The 15,192-nt window shown below is 65.6% G+C and carries 15 protein-coding genes; 4 read left to right on the top strand and 11 right to left on the bottom strand.

Annotation, left to right across the window (positions count from 1 at the left end; all coding sequences use genetic code 11):
• Positions 1 to 2: 2 nt before the first annotated feature.
• Positions 3 to 440 (bottom strand): HIT family protein, encoded by a 438-nt coding sequence (locus ACW18B_RS15065; protein WP_492047837.1) that lies wholly within the window; start codon positions 438 to 440, stop codon positions 3 to 5.
• A gap of 34 nt (positions 441 to 474) precedes the next feature.
• Between ACW18B_RS15065 and ACW18B_RS15060 the strand changes: the two genes are divergently transcribed.
• Positions 475 to 975 carry a DUF2141 domain-containing protein gene (locus tag ACW18B_RS15060; protein ID WP_492047836.1) on the top strand — a complete coding sequence of 167 codons (501 nt, stop codon included), beginning with the start codon at positions 475 to 477 and terminating at the stop codon, positions 973 to 975.
• On the opposite strand, the gene ACW18B_RS15055 is transcribed toward ACW18B_RS15060, so the two are convergent.
• Positions 963 to 1,871 carry a metallophosphoesterase family protein gene (locus ACW18B_RS15055; protein WP_492047835.1) on the bottom strand — a complete coding sequence of 303 codons (909 nt, stop codon included), beginning with the start codon at positions 1,869 to 1,871 and terminating at the stop codon, positions 963 to 965. The genes ACW18B_RS15060 and ACW18B_RS15055 overlap by 13 nt on opposite strands.
• A gap of 158 nt (positions 1,872 to 2,029) precedes the next feature.
• Here ACW18B_RS15055 and ACW18B_RS15050 point away from each other — a divergent pair, with 158 nt between their 5' ends.
• From ACW18B_RS15050 to ACW18B_RS15040, 3 genes are read left to right on the top strand one after another with little or no spacing between them, the layout of a single operon-like run.
• Positions 2,030 to 3,085, top strand: a complete 1,056-nt coding sequence (locus ACW18B_RS15050; RefSeq protein ID WP_492051739.1) for a CDP-alcohol phosphatidyltransferase family protein — start codon at positions 2,030 to 2,032, stop codon at positions 3,083 to 3,085.
• Complete coding sequence (locus ACW18B_RS15045; protein WP_492047834.1) at positions 3,085 to 4,002, top strand: diacylglycerol/lipid kinase family protein; 918 nt, start codon at positions 3,085 to 3,087, stop codon at positions 4,000 to 4,002. The genes ACW18B_RS15050 and ACW18B_RS15045 overlap by 1 nt, the downstream gene beginning before the upstream one ends.
• Entirely contained in the window at positions 4,002 to 4,931 is a 930-nt protein-coding gene (locus ACW18B_RS15040; protein ID WP_492051738.1) for a hypothetical protein, read from the top strand. The genes ACW18B_RS15045 and ACW18B_RS15040 overlap by 1 nt, the downstream gene beginning before the upstream one ends.
• A 19-nt stretch (positions 4,932 to 4,950) precedes the next feature.
• Here the strand turns inward: ACW18B_RS15040 and spt are convergent, their stop codons facing one another.
• The 9 genes from spt to bglB all read right to left on the bottom strand — a co-directional run bounded on the left by spt (position 4,951) and on the right by bglB (position 15,171).
• Positions 4,951 to 6,168 carry a serine palmitoyltransferase gene (gene spt / locus ACW18B_RS15035; RefSeq protein ID WP_492047833.1) on the bottom strand — a complete coding sequence of 406 codons (1,218 nt, stop codon included), beginning with the start codon at positions 6,166 to 6,168 and terminating at the stop codon, positions 4,951 to 4,953.
• Between the two features lie 2 nt (positions 6,169 to 6,170).
• Complete coding sequence (locus tag ACW18B_RS15030; RefSeq protein ID WP_492047832.1) at positions 6,171 to 6,422, bottom strand: acyl carrier protein; 252 nt, start codon at positions 6,420 to 6,422, stop codon at positions 6,171 to 6,173.
• A gap of 91 nt (positions 6,423 to 6,513) precedes the next feature.
• Positions 6,514 to 7,458 carry an NAD-dependent epimerase/dehydratase family protein gene (locus tag ACW18B_RS15025; protein WP_492047831.1) on the bottom strand — a complete coding sequence of 315 codons (945 nt, stop codon included), beginning with the start codon at positions 7,456 to 7,458 and terminating at the stop codon, positions 6,514 to 6,516.
• The gene (locus tag ACW18B_RS15020; RefSeq protein WP_492047830.1) at positions 7,455 to 9,164 is read right to left on the bottom strand and encodes a fatty acyl-AMP ligase; all 1,710 of its coding nucleotides are present in this window, start codon (positions 9,162 to 9,164) and stop codon (positions 7,455 to 7,457) included. Before ACW18B_RS15020 ends, ACW18B_RS15025 begins: the two co-directional genes overlap by 4 nt.
• Positions 9,164 to 10,522 (bottom strand): lipopolysaccharide biosynthesis protein, encoded by a 1,359-nt coding sequence (locus ACW18B_RS15015; RefSeq protein ID WP_492047829.1) that lies wholly within the window; start codon positions 10,520 to 10,522, stop codon positions 9,164 to 9,166. Before ACW18B_RS15015 ends, ACW18B_RS15020 begins: the two co-directional genes overlap by 1 nt.
• Positions 10,519 to 11,682 (bottom strand): CDP-glycerol glycerophosphotransferase family protein, encoded by a 1,164-nt coding sequence (locus ACW18B_RS15010; protein WP_492047828.1) that lies wholly within the window; start codon positions 11,680 to 11,682, stop codon positions 10,519 to 10,521. Before ACW18B_RS15010 ends, ACW18B_RS15015 begins: the two co-directional genes overlap by 4 nt.
• 19 nt (positions 11,683 to 11,701) lie before the next feature.
• On the bottom strand, positions 11,702 to 12,253 hold the full coding sequence (gene lptC, locus ACW18B_RS15005; protein WP_492047827.1) for an LPS export ABC transporter periplasmic protein LptC: 552 nt from the start codon (positions 12,251 to 12,253) through the stop codon (positions 11,702 to 11,704).
• A 238-nt stretch (positions 12,254 to 12,491) separates the two neighbouring features.
• The gene (locus tag ACW18B_RS15000) at positions 12,492 to 13,967 is read right to left on the bottom strand and encodes an MFS transporter (RefSeq protein WP_492047826.1); all 1,476 of its coding nucleotides are present in this window, start codon (positions 13,965 to 13,967) and stop codon (positions 12,492 to 12,494) included.
• Between the two features lie 94 nt (positions 13,968 to 14,061).
• Positions 14,062 to 15,171, bottom strand: coding sequence for a beta-galactosidase BglB (gene bglB, locus ACW18B_RS14995; RefSeq protein ID WP_492047825.1), 1,110 nt, complete (start codon positions 15,169 to 15,171; stop codon positions 14,062 to 14,064).
• Positions 15,172 to 15,192 lie beyond the last annotated feature (21 nt).

Raw genomic sequence — 15,192 nt, 5'->3', positions numbered from 1 at the left:
GCTCACGCCGTCGCCCAGTCCCGGGCCAGCAGGGTCGCCATGGCGGTGGCCTCTTCGGCATCCAGATCAACGGTCGCGCCCAAGGCTGGCGCCGCCGGCCAGCCGGCGTCCGTGAAGGTGCGACCCGCGTGGACGCGCTGGCCCTCATAGCGGGGAATGACGTGGAAGTGCACGTCGCGGTCGACCATCATCAGCATCAGGTAATTGATCTTCTCATAGGCGACGACCTTGCTCAGCAATCGCTCGATTCCGTCGATGGCGATCTGTAAATCGGCGAAGGCGGCGGCGCTCAATTGCGAGAACGCTTCAGCCTTTTCCTTGCATATGAGCACCAGAGATCCAAATGTCGGTTGCTTGGGCCGAACCAGAACAAGCCAGTGGTCGGTTTCGGCCACCTTGGTATGGGGATAGCCAAACGTTGCGGCGGTTGCGTTGGTCATGAACAGGCCTGGCTCGTGGCGTTGTCCGCCGCGCATGCACAATAGGGACCTGACCTTTTCCATGGAAGTACGATCGGCCTTGTTTGTTTCGGCCCTGGCCGGTTTGCTCATGACGGCGACATCTGCGGTCGCAGACGAGGGTTGCGAGGGGCGTGACAGCGCAACCCGGCTTTCGGTTCAGGTCTCGCAGCTGGTTTCGGCCGATGGCGAGGTGGTCGTGACGGTCTATCCCTCAGATCCGCGCCGGTTTCTGGCCCCGCGCGGCAAACTGCTTCGCGTGCGGGTCAAGGCCAGCGCGCCGACGATGCGCGTCTGCTTCAACCTGCCGGGGCCGGACGTCTATGCCGTGGCTATCTATCACGACGCCAATGGCAACCAGGATTTCGACCGCAACCGACTGGGAATGCCGACCGAGGGCTTTGGCTTTTCCAATGACGCGCCGACACGGTTTGGTGCGCCGTCGTTCGACACGGTGCGATTCGCGGTCCAGGCCGGCGAAAACGCGCTGCGGATCAAGATGCGCTATACCCGGTGAGGTGGGACCAGGACGTAGCGGCCCAGTTCGTTGATCCGGCCTGTTTCACGATCCTGGCCGCGAGCGATCACGCGAACCGAAAAAGCTCCCGCATCGTCCCGGGTGATTTCGATCGCATGCCAGCGCGCCGACGGATGTTTGCCGCGTCCCAGGGCCGACGCCGAGGGAACGCCCAGGACCGGGATCGCCGCGCCATTCGGCCCCGATGTGGTCGCGACCAGGCTTTCGTGGGCGTGGCCGTGAAGCACGAGATCAACGCCGTGGCGCGCCAGGATCTCCCGCAGGGCGTCCTGGTCCTCGAGCGCCTTGCGCTTTGAGACCGCTCCGGCGATCGGCGGGTGGTGGATCAGCACCACGCGGAAAAGGTCGCTGTGAGCCGGATGGGCCAGCAAGGCCTCGAGACGCGCCAACTGCGGGGCGCCCAGCCGACCGGTGGCCAGGTGCGGCGCGGTCGGCACGGCCGAGCACAGGTTGAAGATTGCGACGCCATCGCGAAGGCGTAGGTGCGGAAACTCGGCCCGGCCCTGGTCGCCCAGCCAGGGCGACCAGGGCCCGAATCGATCTGGTCCGGCGACCTTCACCAGGGCGTCGTGGTTGCCGGGGCTCAGCGTGATCCTATCTGAAGCACCAAGCGCGCTCAGCCACTGGCGGGCGGCCTCGACCTCGACGGTTGAGGTAAAATTGGTCAGGTCTCCGGTGAGCGCGATGTGGTCGGGCGCATAGGCCTTGATGTCGGCGACGATCGCGGTCAGCACATCGGGTTGATGCTCCTTGTGTTTGCGGCGCCAGGCGATGCGACTCAGAAGGCGCTTGGACGCAACGTCTCGCCAGCCGAAAGCGCCCTTGGGCGGTGGCAGATGCGGGTCGGACAGGTGGGCAATGCGGAATATCGACAAGTCTTGATCGCGGATTCTGGTCATAGGCCCGCGAAGCTGCTTATCAATCGCCACGGGTTTCAAGGGGTTCTTGCATATTGACCGGCGGAAGTAATCAAGGCGGCGACGCCCGTCTGGCGGCGGTGACCGTCGGCGAGGCCAAGGCCCGCATCTGGGGCATGACCTCGGCCCAGCGTCTCTCGCGCATCTATGGCCGGGTGGGCCTGGCCGAGGCCGCTTCGCCCAGCGGCGCCGACGTGGTGGTGGTCGACGCCGGCTGGGTGTTCGACGAGTCGCTGATCCGCGCCCTGGCCGGGCGGCGCAATGTCGCCCTGGTCGACGGCGAGGGACGGGTGGTGGCCTATAATCTGCCCTCTGACCGCGCCGCGGCCGGCATGGGCGCCCTGGCCGACGGGGGCGACCTTTCGGCTGTGCTGGGCGACACCCCGCGCCTGACGGCGATGGAGCTGGGCTCGGCCTATAACAGCGAACTGCGCAAGCGTGAGCCGCCGGTGCTGGAGCGCTTGACCCCCGACACGGTCGATGCGGTCGAGAAGCGGCTTTTCAAGGGCTCGTACAAGGGCGTCACTGACCTTGTGACCAAATATGTCTGGCCCGCGCCGGCCCGTGTGGTGACGCGGTGGTGCGCTCTGGCCAAGCTGACGCCCAACATGGTGACCTTCGCCAGCTTCCTGATGGTGCTGGCCGCCTTCTATCTGTTCTGGACCGGTCAGTATGGCCCAGGCCTGATCTGCGCCTGGATCATGACCTTCCTCGACACGGTCGACGGCAAGTTGGCCCGGGTGACGCTGACCTCGTCGAAGTGGGGCAATGTCTTCGACCACAGCATCGACCTGATCCATCCGCCTTTCTGGTGGTGGGCGTGGTTCGTGGGTCTGGGCGCGCTGGGCTTTACTGTGCCGAATGGTCCGCTGCTGCTGACCATCATCGTCGGAGGCTATGTGGCCCAGCGGATCGAAGAGGGCCTATTTCTGGCCCTCTTCAAGGTGGAAATGCATGCTTGGCGGCCGTTCGACAGCTTCTTCCGGCTGATCACCGCGCGCCGGAATCCCAATCTGTTGTTCCTGACCGCGACCACCCTGGTTGGTCGGCCGGATGTGGGCTTCATTCTTGTGGCCGCCTGGACCGCGATCTGCCTGGTGGTGCATGCGGTTCAGATCCTGCAGGCCCTGATCGTGCCGAAGGGGTCGGTCACCTCCTGGCTGTCGCGCTGATGAAGGTCGGCGTCGTCCACAACCCGCGCAGCCACGCCAATATGGGGCGCAGCGCCGACTCGTGGGCGCCGGACGACGTGATGCTGGTCAAGCCGGCGACGCGCGAGGCGCTGGAGGTCGATCTGCTGGCGTTCGCGGCGCGCGGTGTGGAACTGCTTGTCATCGACGGCGGCGACGGCACCGTCCGTGACGTGCTGAGCCAGCTACAGCGCGCCTTTGGCGACAAGCCGCCGCTGATCGCGATCCTGCCCTCGGGCAAGACCAACGTCCTGGCCATTGATCTGGGCGTGGCGCAGGGTTGGACGTTGCAGGAGGCTCTGATCGCAGCGCGCTCGACCAAGGCGGTGATCAAGAGCCGCGCGCCGCTGGACGTGGCCTGGGACGATGGCCGTCCGAGTCTCAGGGGGTTCGTGTTCGGTCTCGGCGCCTTCGTGCGAGCTACGCGGATGTCCAAGAGTGTCAATCGCATGGGCGCGTTTCATGGCCTGTCTGTAGCGTTGACGGTCGCGGGAGCGGCGGCTGGCGCCCTGATGGGCGGCGCGCGCGACCATTGGCGAGCTGGCGTTGATCTGAGCCTTGCGATCGACGGCGAGCCCGCGCCGGACGGGCCCAGGTTCCTGCTGATGGCCACCACGCTCAAGCGTCTGCCTCTGGGCCTCAAGCCGTTCGGACCGCCGCGCGAGGGTCTGAAGGTCCTGGACGTCGACGCCCCGCCCCGCCGGTTTCTGCCCGCCCTGGTGACCGTGCTGAGCGGCCGGGATCCCGCCTGGTTGCCCCGGTTGGGCTATCGGCGAGGCCAGGCCAGCACCCTGCGTGTCCAGACCGGCGAGGCGTTCGTGCTTGATGGTGAGGTCTATGAAGGCTCGGGCGGCATGACTGTCTCGCTCGGGCCGAGCTTGAGGTTCCTGGCGTCGTGATCAGCGCCGTTACAGCGATGGTCGAGGCCCAATTGCGAGCCCCTGCGCCGCCGCATGCCGTGACGTTCGCCCGCACGCTGGTCGCAGCCTTCGAGAATCCCGTGGCGGTGCTGTTCTACGGATCGGTGCTCAGAACCGGCGACCTCGACGGCGTCATGGATTTCTATGTTTTGACCGCAGGGGCCCGGCGCGGCTGGCGCGGCGTCCTGGGGCGTGCGCTGTGGCCGGACGTCAGCTATCATGAGGCTGAACATGAGGGGCGCACCCTGCGCGCCAAGGTCGCCTCCATGACCCTGGCCCAGTTCGCCCTGGCGGCGCGGGGCCGTGAGATCGACACCACGATCTGGACCCGGTTCGTGCAGCCCTCAGCCCTGGTCTGGTCGTCCGGCGCCGAGGTGGAGCCGGTCGTGATCAGCGCCGTCGCCGAGGCCGCTCATTCGGCGGCGCGCTTCGCGGCCGCGCTTGGGCCTGCCGAGGGGGCGCCGGAAGCCTATTGGTCGGCGCTGTTCCAGCAGACCTACAAGGCCGAGTTCCGGGTCGAGCGCGGGGGACGCGAGCAATCGATCCTGGCTTTTGATGCAGGGCGCTACGACCGGCTCCTGATCGCCTGCTGGCGAGAGCAGGGGTTGCTCGACATCCTCGCGCCCGGCTCGGTTCAACCCAATCTGACCGACGAGGCGCGCACCCGCTTCGCCCGGGCCTGGCGGGTGCGGCGGCGGATGGGCAAGTCGCTGAACATGGCGCGCCTAGTCAAGGCCGCCTTCACCTTCGAGGGCGCGGCGCGCTATGCGGCCTGGAAGATCGAGCGGCACACCGGCCTGGAGGTTCCGCTGACGCCCTGGCGCGAGAAACATCCCGTGCTGGCGGCTCCGGGCGTTTTGTGGCGGTTGTGGCGCGTCCAGAGAGCCCGACGAAAGGCCGAAGCTTAGAGCCTCGGCCTTTCGGACATCAGGCCAGAGCGCGCTGGCGCTCGTTGTCGATCAGACCCAGGGCGGCGCCGACTTCGGCGAACACGGACAGGACCTTGTCGATTTGCTCGTCGGTGTGGGCGGCGCTGACGCTGGTGCGCAGCAGCGGACGGCTGTCGGGGGTGGCGGGCGGCAGGGCCAGGTTCAGATAGACGCCGTTCTGGAGCAGCGTGTTCCACATGCCGATGGCGCTTTCCTGACTGGGCATGGTGATGGCCACGATTGGGCTGGCGGTCGGGCCGGTCTGGAAGCCCAGCGCCGTCAAGCCGTCATAGAGGCGGCGGGCATTGGCCATCAGGCGATGACGCAGCTCGGGCGCTTCTTCCAGCCGCTTCAGCGCGACGAGGGTCGAGCTGACCACGGCGGGGGGCAGGGAGGCGGTGAACATGTAGGGGCGGCAGATGACGCGCATGACGTCGAAATCGTCCAGGTTCGACACGCAGAAGCCGCCGATGGCCCCCAGGCTCTTGGAGAAGGTGCCGACCACGAAGTCGACATCGTCCTCAACGCCTTCAAGTTCGGCCAGGCCGCGGCCATGCTCGCCCAGGACGCCCATCGAGTGAGCTTCGTCGACCAGCAGGTAGCCGCCCAGTTCGCGCTTCACGGCGGCGATTTCCTTGAGCGGCGCGGTGTCGCCGATCATCGAATAGATGCCCTCGACCACGATAAGGCGCTCGCCGGGCAGGTCCTTCATGCGCTTGAGGCGCTTGTAGAGATCCTCGGGGTCGTTGTGGCGGAAGCGGATGACCTCGGCATGGCCGAGGCGCGAGCCATCATAGATGCTGGCGTGGCTGTCGGCGTCGAGGATCAGGTGGTCGCCGCGTCCCACCAGGGTCGACAGCACGCCCAGATTGGCCTGGTAGCCGGTGGTGAACACCATGGCGTGCTTGCGGCGGTAGAACTTGGCCAGAGCCTGTTCGAGTTCGACGTGCGCCTCGAAGCTGCCATTGGCGATGCGTGAGCCGGTGGTGCCGGTGCCACGCTCCTGGACGGCCTTGACGGAGGCCGCGATGGCCTCGGCGTCGAAGGTCAGGCCCAGATAGTTGTTGGTGCCCAACAGGATCGTCGAGCGGCCATCGATCACACCTTCAGTCGGTGACACGACAGCGTCAAAACGGACGTTGAAGGGATCGGCCCCGGCTTGGCGGATCGCCTGATAGGCGTCGCGATAGGCGAGGTGCTTGTCGAACAGCCCCATGGTTATCCCTTGTTCCGAAGGTCTTTAATCAAATCAGACAGGTCGCCCGCCGTCTCGACCGAGGCCAGACGGTCAAGCGGGATCGAGATGTCGAACGCGTCTTCCAGCTCCATGATGATGTTCATCAAGCCCAGGGAGTCGACCTGCAGGTCACGGCCGATATGTGTTTCATCGGAGACCTCCACGGTGCGCCCCAGTACTGAGGACGCCGCCAGGCCGATTTCACGCAAGGTAAGATCCGTAACTGCTTTCATGCCGACTCGCTGATAACCCCACTAGCGGACCCCAATAACGCAATCCGTAGCAGGCCTGTCGTCGCATTCCTGTCAAAATTGAATGTTAATGTCATGTCTGCGCAACTAAAAACCCCTTCGTGCGATACCATTGCACGCTGTGGGCGAACCCGGATTCGATGCCGTAGAGCGCCGCGCCAATTTCTGGCAGCGTTTCAGCTCTCGACAGACTCCAGTCCAGATGGAGCATTTCTCGCGCTTTTCCAGACGTGAAAATCGAAATCTTTCCGGCGATTGCGGCAAAATGCTCAAAAAGCCATGCCAGACCCCATAGAAGCGCTGGCGATATCCTCACGAGGCGGGGCCTTCTGCCTACGGCCCGAGAGGCCGCTTCCATGACTTCCGCCCAGCTGTAGCCGGAGGTTCGATCGTCAGACACGGCAAAGACGCCTGGCGTCGGATGACGTGCGGCCGCTGCGATCCGTGCGGCGGCGTCTTCGACATGAATCAGGGCGATCCGGGCGGCGGGGTCCAGCACCGGCAGGACCGGCGCCGTCAGAGCGGCTCTGAAGAGCTGAAGCGTCTCCATGTCGCCCGGTCCATAGATGGCGGGCGGGCGGATGATGGTCAGGGTCTCACCGAACGCCTTGCGCGCTGCTTCCTCGCCGCCGCGCTTGCTGGCGGCGTAGTCTGACAGCGACGGCTCGCGGGCCGTCAGGCTGGACACCACGATCAATCGCGCGCCAGCCGCCTTGGCGGCCAGGGCGATGTCACGGGCGCCGTCGATATTGGTGCGGTCGAACTCGGCGCGTGAACGGGCCTTGATCAGGCCGGCCGCGTGGATCACGACCGTCGCGCCGGCGCATAGGGTCTGGAGGGCCCCGCGATCCGACAGGCCGCCGATGATCAGTTGGGGCTCCATACCGGCCCATTCAGCATCCACGATGTCGCGGCGGGCCAGCACACGAACGGTCCATCCGTCCGCCGCCAGGGCGCGCACCAAGTGTCGCCCGAGAAATCCGGTGCCACCGGTGACCGCGACGACGCCCCTGGTCATGCTCCGGCGCGCTCGCCATAGGCGCCGGCCAGGAAGGCGGCCTTGGCCTTGCTGCGGCTCAGCTTGCCCGACGAGGTTTGCGGCAGGGCGTGGGCGCCGACCAGATACACTTGGGTCTCAACGCTGTGGCGCAGGCGCAGGACCGTGGCGACCTGTTCGGCCAGGGCTTTGCGGGTTTCGGGATCGCCGCCGCGCGCCTGGACCAGCACCACGACGATCTCTTCGCCTTCGCCCGGCGTCGAGAAGGCCGCCACGTCGCCGCTGCGAAGGGTTTCGATCTCGGCCTCAGCCGTCCATTCCAGGTCTTGTGGCCAGATGTTGCGGCCATTGAGGATGATCAGATCCTTGCCGCGACCGGTGATCACGATCTCACCGTCGATCAGGTAGCCAAGGTCGCCGGTGTCCAGCCAGCCGTCGGACGACAGCACGCGGGCGGTCTCTTCAGGCTGCTCGAAATATTCCTGCATCAGGCTGGGGCCGCGCGCATAGATTCGGCCCACGCCGCGCTCGGGCAGGACTGCGCTGTTTTCGTCGCGAACTTCCAGTTCATGGCCGGGCAGGACGGGACCGTTGCGGGCGAAATCGCGGGCGCGGTCGGTATCGCGGGTGAGAACCGCCAGACCCTGTTCCAGCTGTTCGACGTCCAGCGTCTCGACCTTCAGGCCTTCACCCAGAGGCGACATCGACAGGGCGAGGGTGGCCTCGGCCATGCCGTAGCTGGCCACGAAGGCGGTGTCGGAAAAGCCGACGGTCTTGAAGCGTTCCGCAAAGGCTCGCAGAGGGCCGGTGCGGATCATGTCGCCACCCAGGCCCGCGCTGCGCCAGCGCGACAGGTCCAGGTGCTCGATCGAGGCGGCCTCGGCGCGACGGGCGCACAATTCGTAGCCGAAGGTGGGGCTGTAGCTGATGGTGCCGCCATTCCGGGTCATGAGGTCCAGCCACATCAGCGGCCGACGCACGAAGGCTCCGGTGGGCAGCAGATCCACGGACATCTGGCTGGTCATCGGGCTGAGCAGGAAGCCGATCAGTCCCATGTCGTGATAGAGCGGCAGCCACGAGATCGCGCGGTCGTCGGGACGCACTTGCAGGCCATGGCGCGTGATCGCCACGGCGTTGGCCATCAGGGCCCGGTGGGTGACCAGAACCCCGGTCGGGAAGCGCGTGCTGCCCGAGGAGAACTGCAGATAGCAGGTTTGGTCCGGCGCGATGGTCGGCAGGCTTGCGCCGTTTCCGGTCGGCAGATCCGCCAGCGTGCCGGCGAAGCTCAGCGTCGTCTTGGCGGCAATCTCGGGCAGCCAGGCGGCCATCGCGGTCGGGCCGATCAGGATCTCGGCCTTCGCCGAGGCCAGCATGCGGGCGATCTGATCGATATAGGCCTCGCGGCCGCCCAGCGGCGCGGGCAGGGGCAGGGGCGCAGGAGGCAGACCGGCATATTGGCAGGCGAAGAAAGCGCGGACGAAGTCAGCTTCGGTCTCGGCGATCAAGCCGACGCTGTCCCCCGGCTTGGCTCCGGCGGCCAGAAGGCGTTGGGCCAGATCAAGCGCCTGCACGCGTAACCGTGCATAGGGGAGGGCTTCGAGGAGTTCGCCCCGGAGCGAATAGAGATTGACCCCCGTCTCGCCCTGGGCGGCAAAATCCAGCGCCGCCGTCAGGGTGGGGAAGTCAGCGAATCGTACAGTTCGCGTCGAGCCAGTGGGAGTCATCATCACCTGCCGCCTTTGACGTCGTTTGCGTCTTCGGCGCAAGGGGGTTCGTTGTCTCTGACTACGGATGATTGAGCAAGTCGCACGCGGAGGGTCAGAAACATGCCGATCGCCATGGCCATCGCCGCCCCCACAAGCGCCGCCCCCGCCCCGGTCAGGCCGAAGGTCTTCATCAGGGGCACAACGGCCATGAGGAAGGCGGCGCAGACCGCCATCCGCACGCGCAGAGCGGCGCCGGCGGCGCGCATCGAGACCAGCATCGGCTCCAGCGGCAGGGCCAGTATGCCGATCGCCGCCGCAGCCACCTGCCAGGTCATCACCCCGGCGGCCGCGCCGGAGGACTCGCCGACGATCAGCATCAGCAGCGGTTTGCCGATCAGGGCTGTGAGCAGCAGCAACGCACCCGCCACCGCGCCGCCCAGCACTGAAATCTGGATCGCCAGCTTGCGCATGGCTGCATCGCCGCCGCTGGCCCGCATCTTGGCCAGTTCCGGGTAGAGGGCGGGGATCATCAGTCGGGCCGGCTTGGCCATGCCGTCAGCGACCTGGCGGCCGACTTTCCAGAACCCCGCTTCGGTGGGACCCAGCAAACGTCCGACCATCAGGGTTATGACGTGGGTAAACGCCACCTCGAGGGTGCTGCTGAAATTGGTCGCCCAGGCGAACTTCCAGACGCCTTGAAGGCCCTCGCCCAGCGGGCCGATCAGTCTGAACCCCTTTAGCAGCTCGCGATGATGCAGTTCGCGCCAGGCCACGGCGGAGATGTAGAGGAACGAGACGACGGGGCCGGCGGCCCAGGCGGCCAGGAACACCCATAGCGGGGCATGCAGCAGGAAGGCGACACCCGAGCCGACGAGCCGGACCGTGGAGTTGATCGCCTGCTCGGCCGCCAGGTAGCGGAAACGGTCGAACAGTCGCAGCAGGCCGACCGATGTCGCCGAGGTGGTGAAGACTACGGTCACGGCATAGAGGGCCGCGGCGGGGTCGAGGTCCCTCGGCCAACCCAGGAATCCTCCGAACAGCAGAGCTCCGGATACGCCCAGCACCAAGCCGATCAGGCTGCTGGACAGGTCCAGGAACAGCGACAGGCGCACCACCTGCTGGAAACCCGTCCGGTTCTCCTCCAGCAACGGCTTTGCGCCATATTGCAGGACGGTCTGCCAGGACTGGAACTTGACCACCTCGGCCAGGAACTGGGTGAAGGTCGTGATCATCACCAGCACGCCCAGTCCGGCGTCGCCCAAGCCGCGGGCGGTCAGGGCGATATAGCCCAGGCTGACGACGGCATTGACCGTGCGGCCGCCCAGCAGGGTTCCGGCATTGGCCATCACGCGGGCCAGAACGGGCTTCTCGGCGCTCATGCGGTGACGCGGGTCCGGGCCAGAAGTCGCTCTGCGATTGCCTGGGCGGCGCGCTGGGACGATGCCGTGGCCTGGATGTCGAAGCTCTCGGCGAAGCCGGTCTTCTGCGCTTCCAGGTAGTCGCTATGGCCGACACGGGCGGCCTCGACGGCGTCGACCAGATGATCGACGTTGTCGAGCACCGGCCCATACAACCAGTGATGAAAGCTCTCGTCACCCCGCCAGTCGACGCCCGTCGCGTTGAGGAACAGGCAGGGTTTGGGCGTGCGCAGGAACTCATAGATCTGGCTGCTGACGTCGCCCAGATAGATGTCAGCGGCCCGGGTGTAGGTCATGTCGATGGCGGCGGGGCCGCCCAGATCGATATGGATGCGGGGATGGTCGCGGAACGGCTTGAGCGTCTCGAGCATGGTCGGGCTGGCGCCGTCGAACAGCCGGATGTGCGGGGCGAAGATCAGGTTGAAGCGCTCATCCGCCGCGAACTGCTCCAGCACCTTCACGCCAAAGCGTGCCCACGACCCCAGGGTCGGGTGGAAGTGGGGGTTGTACACGACGATCGGTCTGGCGTCGGGGAAGGTCGGCATCGGAGAGCCGGGCAGGGCGTCGATGATGTCGAACTTGGGGTAGCCGACCATGGCGCAGTTTTCCGGCTTCACCCAGCCGCCGTCGACCATGCGGTCGCGCTGCTTGGGGCCGGCGGCCATGACCAGATCGAACTGGCGCAGGCGCGGTTCGAACACCCCGCCCCGATCGCCGGCGCCGTGCTGGGTATAGACCAACATCGATCTGCGGACGCCCAGCTTGCGAAGCAGGGCCGTGGTGCGTTCGGGCGTAACGATGGCGTCCATCCGGCCCAAGCGCAGGGCGTTGGCGGCCAGCATCAGCGCCTTGGGCGGGGTGGACGCCTCCTTCAGTCGCACACCGCGCAGCCAGGCTGGGGGCAACAAACCCAAGGTGATCGGCGCGCCGCCCAGGGCGGTGATCAGGTCGCGGGCATAGTCCAGATGGTCCTGGGTCGTCGCGGCGATCTGGACGTCCAGACCGGGCCACCCGCGCGCCAGGGCGACGGCGATAGGCAGGCTGTGCAGGATTTGATGGGTCTGGGCGATGTAGAGGAAACAAACCTTTTGCCGGGACGGGCTGATCGCAGATCGACTCATGAGCGGCGCGCCGTTCCGCTCAGCGGTCAGGGTTGAGGCGCGAGCGCACCCGACCCTTGAAGACCACCCGGTCTCCCTTGTCGGTCACCGAGTAGCTGTCGGCCTGGACCTTGTTTCCCGACACGCCAGAGCCCTGTACGCCCGCGTCGCCCATCACCTGGCCGGTGCGGGTGTCGATCACGGCCTTCTCGGTCGAAAAGGCGTAGCCCTCGCCGTTGTTGATCCGCACGTCGCCGGTCAAAAGCAGCGAGCCCTTGGCTTCGTCATAGACGCCTTGCTTTGAGACCACCTGCGTGGGGGTGTCTGAGCCATAGCCGCGGGTCAGCTGGGGCGCTTCAAGCGCAACAAGGTTGGGATCGACCTTGTCGCGGATGGCGGCTGTCGCGACGATCAGAAACTCCCCGCCGTCCTTCATGGCGCCCGTGAAGCGCGGGTTTTCCATACGCAAAGACGCGCCGACGGGGGTTACGCGGGAAGGCTTGGCTTCGGTGGCGCGGACGGCAGCCTGAGCTGCGATCACCAGGCCGACCAGGCCGGCCAGAGCAGGCAAGGCGAGCCGCAGCGCGCGCACCGACTTGCGTCGACGGGGGCGGGTTTTGCGCCCTACAAGGGCTGAGGGACGAGCGATCCTGATCATGACCACCAAGGCAGACGGCGTCGGGTCACCGGCTTAATCCGGTATGTGCGATCTCCCAAGAGATATTCGCCCCCGAACCGCGGACGATCAGGCACAGCCCTTGAAACCGCGCGCAGGCGCACGTCAGCTTGATGTTTGCCGCCTGTCCGCGCCACCGGCCGCCTCAACCAAACTAACTGCGCCCCCAAAGCCGCTCGTAGCGCCAGCCGGTGAGATCTTCCACGACCGCTTGGTGCTCCGGAGACAGCGGCGTCGAGCTCCCTGAACGGAAGCGTTCGATCTCGCTCATCAGGATCTCGTGGGTCTGGTGGTTGAGCCGGAAGCGCAGCGAGACGATGAAGCCGAAGATCAGCAGGGCCAGGGTGCCCGCGACCAGCACCGTCAGGATCGTCGTAATCGCCTCGGGGCTTTGGACCTTGGCCTTGGAGACGAAGCCGCCCCATTCGAGGATCAGTCCGACCAGGGCGATAGCCACCGCCTGCATGGTCTTGCGCACGAAGGTCATGACGCCGGCGAAGGCGCCTTCGCGGCGCTTGCCGGTGACGATCTCATCCACGTCGGCCATGTAGTTATAGATGTTCCAGGGGATGTAGTTCAGCCCGCCGCGGCCCAGACCCGCCAGCAGCACGGGACCCATCATCCAGATCAACAGGTGGCTTGGGGATAGCAGGTAAATCGCCAGGAAGCCCAGGACCGCCAGAGCATAGAGGGACACCGCCAGTCGGTAGGAGGGGGCGGGGTGGATGCGCAGGATCAGCCAGATGAAGCCGGCCACAGCCGCCAGTTGGGCGAAGGCCATGAAGCCCATGAAGTTGCCGGCGACGGCCGTGGTGGCCCCGAGGGCGAAGACCACGAAAAACACGAACACACCGTTGAAGATGTCCTGGCTGATATAGCCGCCCAGATACATGCCCAGGTGCTGGCGGAAGGCCCGGATGCGCAGGGTCGAGAACAGGTTAGCGTAGAGCGCCTTGAAGCTGTCCCAAAGCGCCAATTTGCCCTCGCGCACGGCGATGCCGGTCTCGCTCGGCGGGCGCTCCCAGGTGAACAGATAGACGAACGCGGCCGTGACCATGAAGGTGATGGCCGCGCCGATCCCCAGATAGAGGAAGGTGTCGGCCGAGTCCTTGCCCAGGTGGTTGATGATCGCTGCGGGCAGGAAGCCGGCCATGATCGCCGAGGTCTGGGCGAACAGGATGCGGCAGCCCGCAAACTTGGCCTTGACCTTGTAGTCCTTGGACATCTCTGCGGCGAGCGTCTCGTAGGGGATCAGCTCGAACGCATAGACCAGTTCGAACAGGACGTAGGTGACCAGATAGAACCAGAAGTTCTGGCCGCTGATCCACATGATTGCGAAGCTGGGCAGCAGGGGGATGGCGGCCAGCACGAAGAATCGCCGCCGTCCGAATTTCCGCCCCAGCCGGGTATTGTAGAAGTGGTCCGACAGGTGGCCGACCAGCGGGCTGAACACTGCATCCAGCAGCCGGGCGATGGCGAAGATCGCCGTCGCCTCGACCGCCGAGAGGCCGCAGAAGGTGGTGTAGAAATAGAGGATCCAGCCGCTGATAATGGCCATCGCCCCGGCGCCGAACAGGTCATTGGAACCGTAGGCCAGGTAGTTGATTAGTTTGACTTTGCGCGGCTGCATCTCATCCACCCTCGACGTTCTTGTTATGCTCATGGAAGCCTCGCCCCATCCCGCCCTCGAGGCTGTCGCCGGAAAAGGGGATGGAGAGACAGGGCTAGATGAAGGCTCGTTGGAACTCGCCCAGGGCCAACAGGGCCAGGGACTGGCCATAGGGCATGGAGGTCAGGGGAATGTCCTTGTAGCCCTGCAGGGTGTCGAACACCGGGGTGCCGAACGACACCTGCTGCAGCTCGCCCGCCTCGTCGATATTGGCGATCACCCCCTTCAGCGCCTTGATCGCCAGGGCCTGGTATTCCTTGCCGACATAGCGCTTGCGCACGGCCTTGAGGACGCCATAGGCGAAGCCAGCCGTGGCCGAGGCTTCCAGATATGAGGTCCTGTCGTCGACCAGGGTGTGCCACAGGCCCGAGGTTTCATCCTGATAGCGGGTCAGGGCCTTGATCTGGGCTTCCAGGGTGTCGATCAGGAAGGTGCGCAGGGCGTCGCCGGGCTTCAGGTCCAGAAGCTCGATGAATTCGGGGATGGCGATGGTCACCCAGCAATTGCCGCGGGCCCAAAGGGCGTCAGCGAAATTGTGCCGGCCTTCGAAGGTCCAGCCATGGAACCACATGCCGGTCTTGCGGTCGGCCAGGTATTTGACGTGCACCATGAACTGGCGCTTGGCCTCTTCCACGAAGTCCTCGCGGTCCAGCAGCAGGCCGATCTTGGCCAGCGGCAGCACGCTCATCATCAGGGTGTCGTCCCACAGCTGTTGCGGGTTTTCGCTGTTGAAGACGATGTGCTGAAAACCGCCTTCCTCGGTGCGCGGGCCCTCGTACATTACGTAGTCTGCCCAAGTCTCCAGATAGGGCAGATAGGTGTGGTCGCCGGTGGCCTCGTACAGATAGGCCAGGGTCAGGAACGGCGAGACTGTGTTGATGTTCTTGGTCGGGGTGCCGGCTTCGAAGCGGTCCGCGAACCACTGGGTCATGATCTCGAAGGCGCGCTCGTCGCCCGACATTTCGTACTGTTTCCACAGGCCGTACAGACCCACGCCGTGAGTCCATTCCCAATCGTTCCAGCCCTTGGTGTCGATCACCCGGCCGTCTTCCAAGCGTAGCAGGAACTCGCCCGTTTGGTCCTGGATATCGACCAGATTGCTGATCAGCAGGGCGATCTTGGCCTTGATGTCCTTGGCCTCAAGGCCGTGTGCAAGATTGGGCACGGGTGCAGTCTCCTTGGAAAA

Source organism: Caulobacter sp. FV2ps19 (genome assembly GCF_058681035.1).
Note: the sequence above shows the minus strand (reverse complement) of the source record. Positions and strands in the feature narration are given on the sequence as shown.

Bases quoted from the DNA above. Each gene is read 5' to 3' on its own strand.
- ACW18B_RS15010 (WP_492047828.1), bottom strand. From the start codon at position 11,682: ATGAGTCGATCTGCGATCAGCCCGTCCCGGCAAAAGGTTTGTTTCCTC.
- ACW18B_RS15050 (WP_492051739.1), top strand. From the start codon at position 2,030: ATGACCTCGGCCCAGCGTCTCTCGCGCATCTATGGCCGGGTGGGCCTG.
- ACW18B_RS15015 (WP_492047829.1), bottom strand. From the start codon at position 10,522: ATGAGCGCCGAGAAGCCCGTTCTGGCCCGCGTGATGGCCAATGCCGGA.
- spt (WP_492047833.1), bottom strand. From the start codon at position 6,168: ATGGGGCTGTTCGACAAGCACCTCGCCTATCGCGACGCCTATCAGGCG.
- ACW18B_RS15045 (WP_492047834.1), top strand. From the start codon at position 3,085: ATGAAGGTCGGCGTCGTCCACAACCCGCGCAGCCACGCCAATATGGGG.
- ACW18B_RS15025 (WP_492047831.1), bottom strand. From the start codon at position 7,458: ATGACCAGGGGCGTCGTCGCGGTCACCGGTGGCACCGGATTTCTCGGG.
- ACW18B_RS15060 (WP_492047836.1), top strand. From the start codon at position 475: ATGCACAATAGGGACCTGACCTTTTCCATGGAAGTACGATCGGCCTTG.
- ACW18B_RS15065 (WP_492047837.1), bottom strand. From the start codon at position 440: ATGACCAACGCAACCGCCGCAACGTTTGGCTATCCCCATACCAAGGTG.
- ACW18B_RS15000 (WP_492047826.1), bottom strand. From the start codon at position 13,967: ATGCAGCCGCGCAAAGTCAAACTAATCAACTACCTGGCCTACGGTTCC.
- ACW18B_RS15020 (WP_492047830.1), bottom strand. From the start codon at position 9,164: ATGATGACTCCCACTGGCTCGACGCGAACTGTACGATTCGCTGACTTC.
- ACW18B_RS15030 (WP_492047832.1), bottom strand. From the start codon at position 6,422: ATGAAAGCAGTTACGGATCTTACCTTGCGTGAAATCGGCCTGGCGGCG.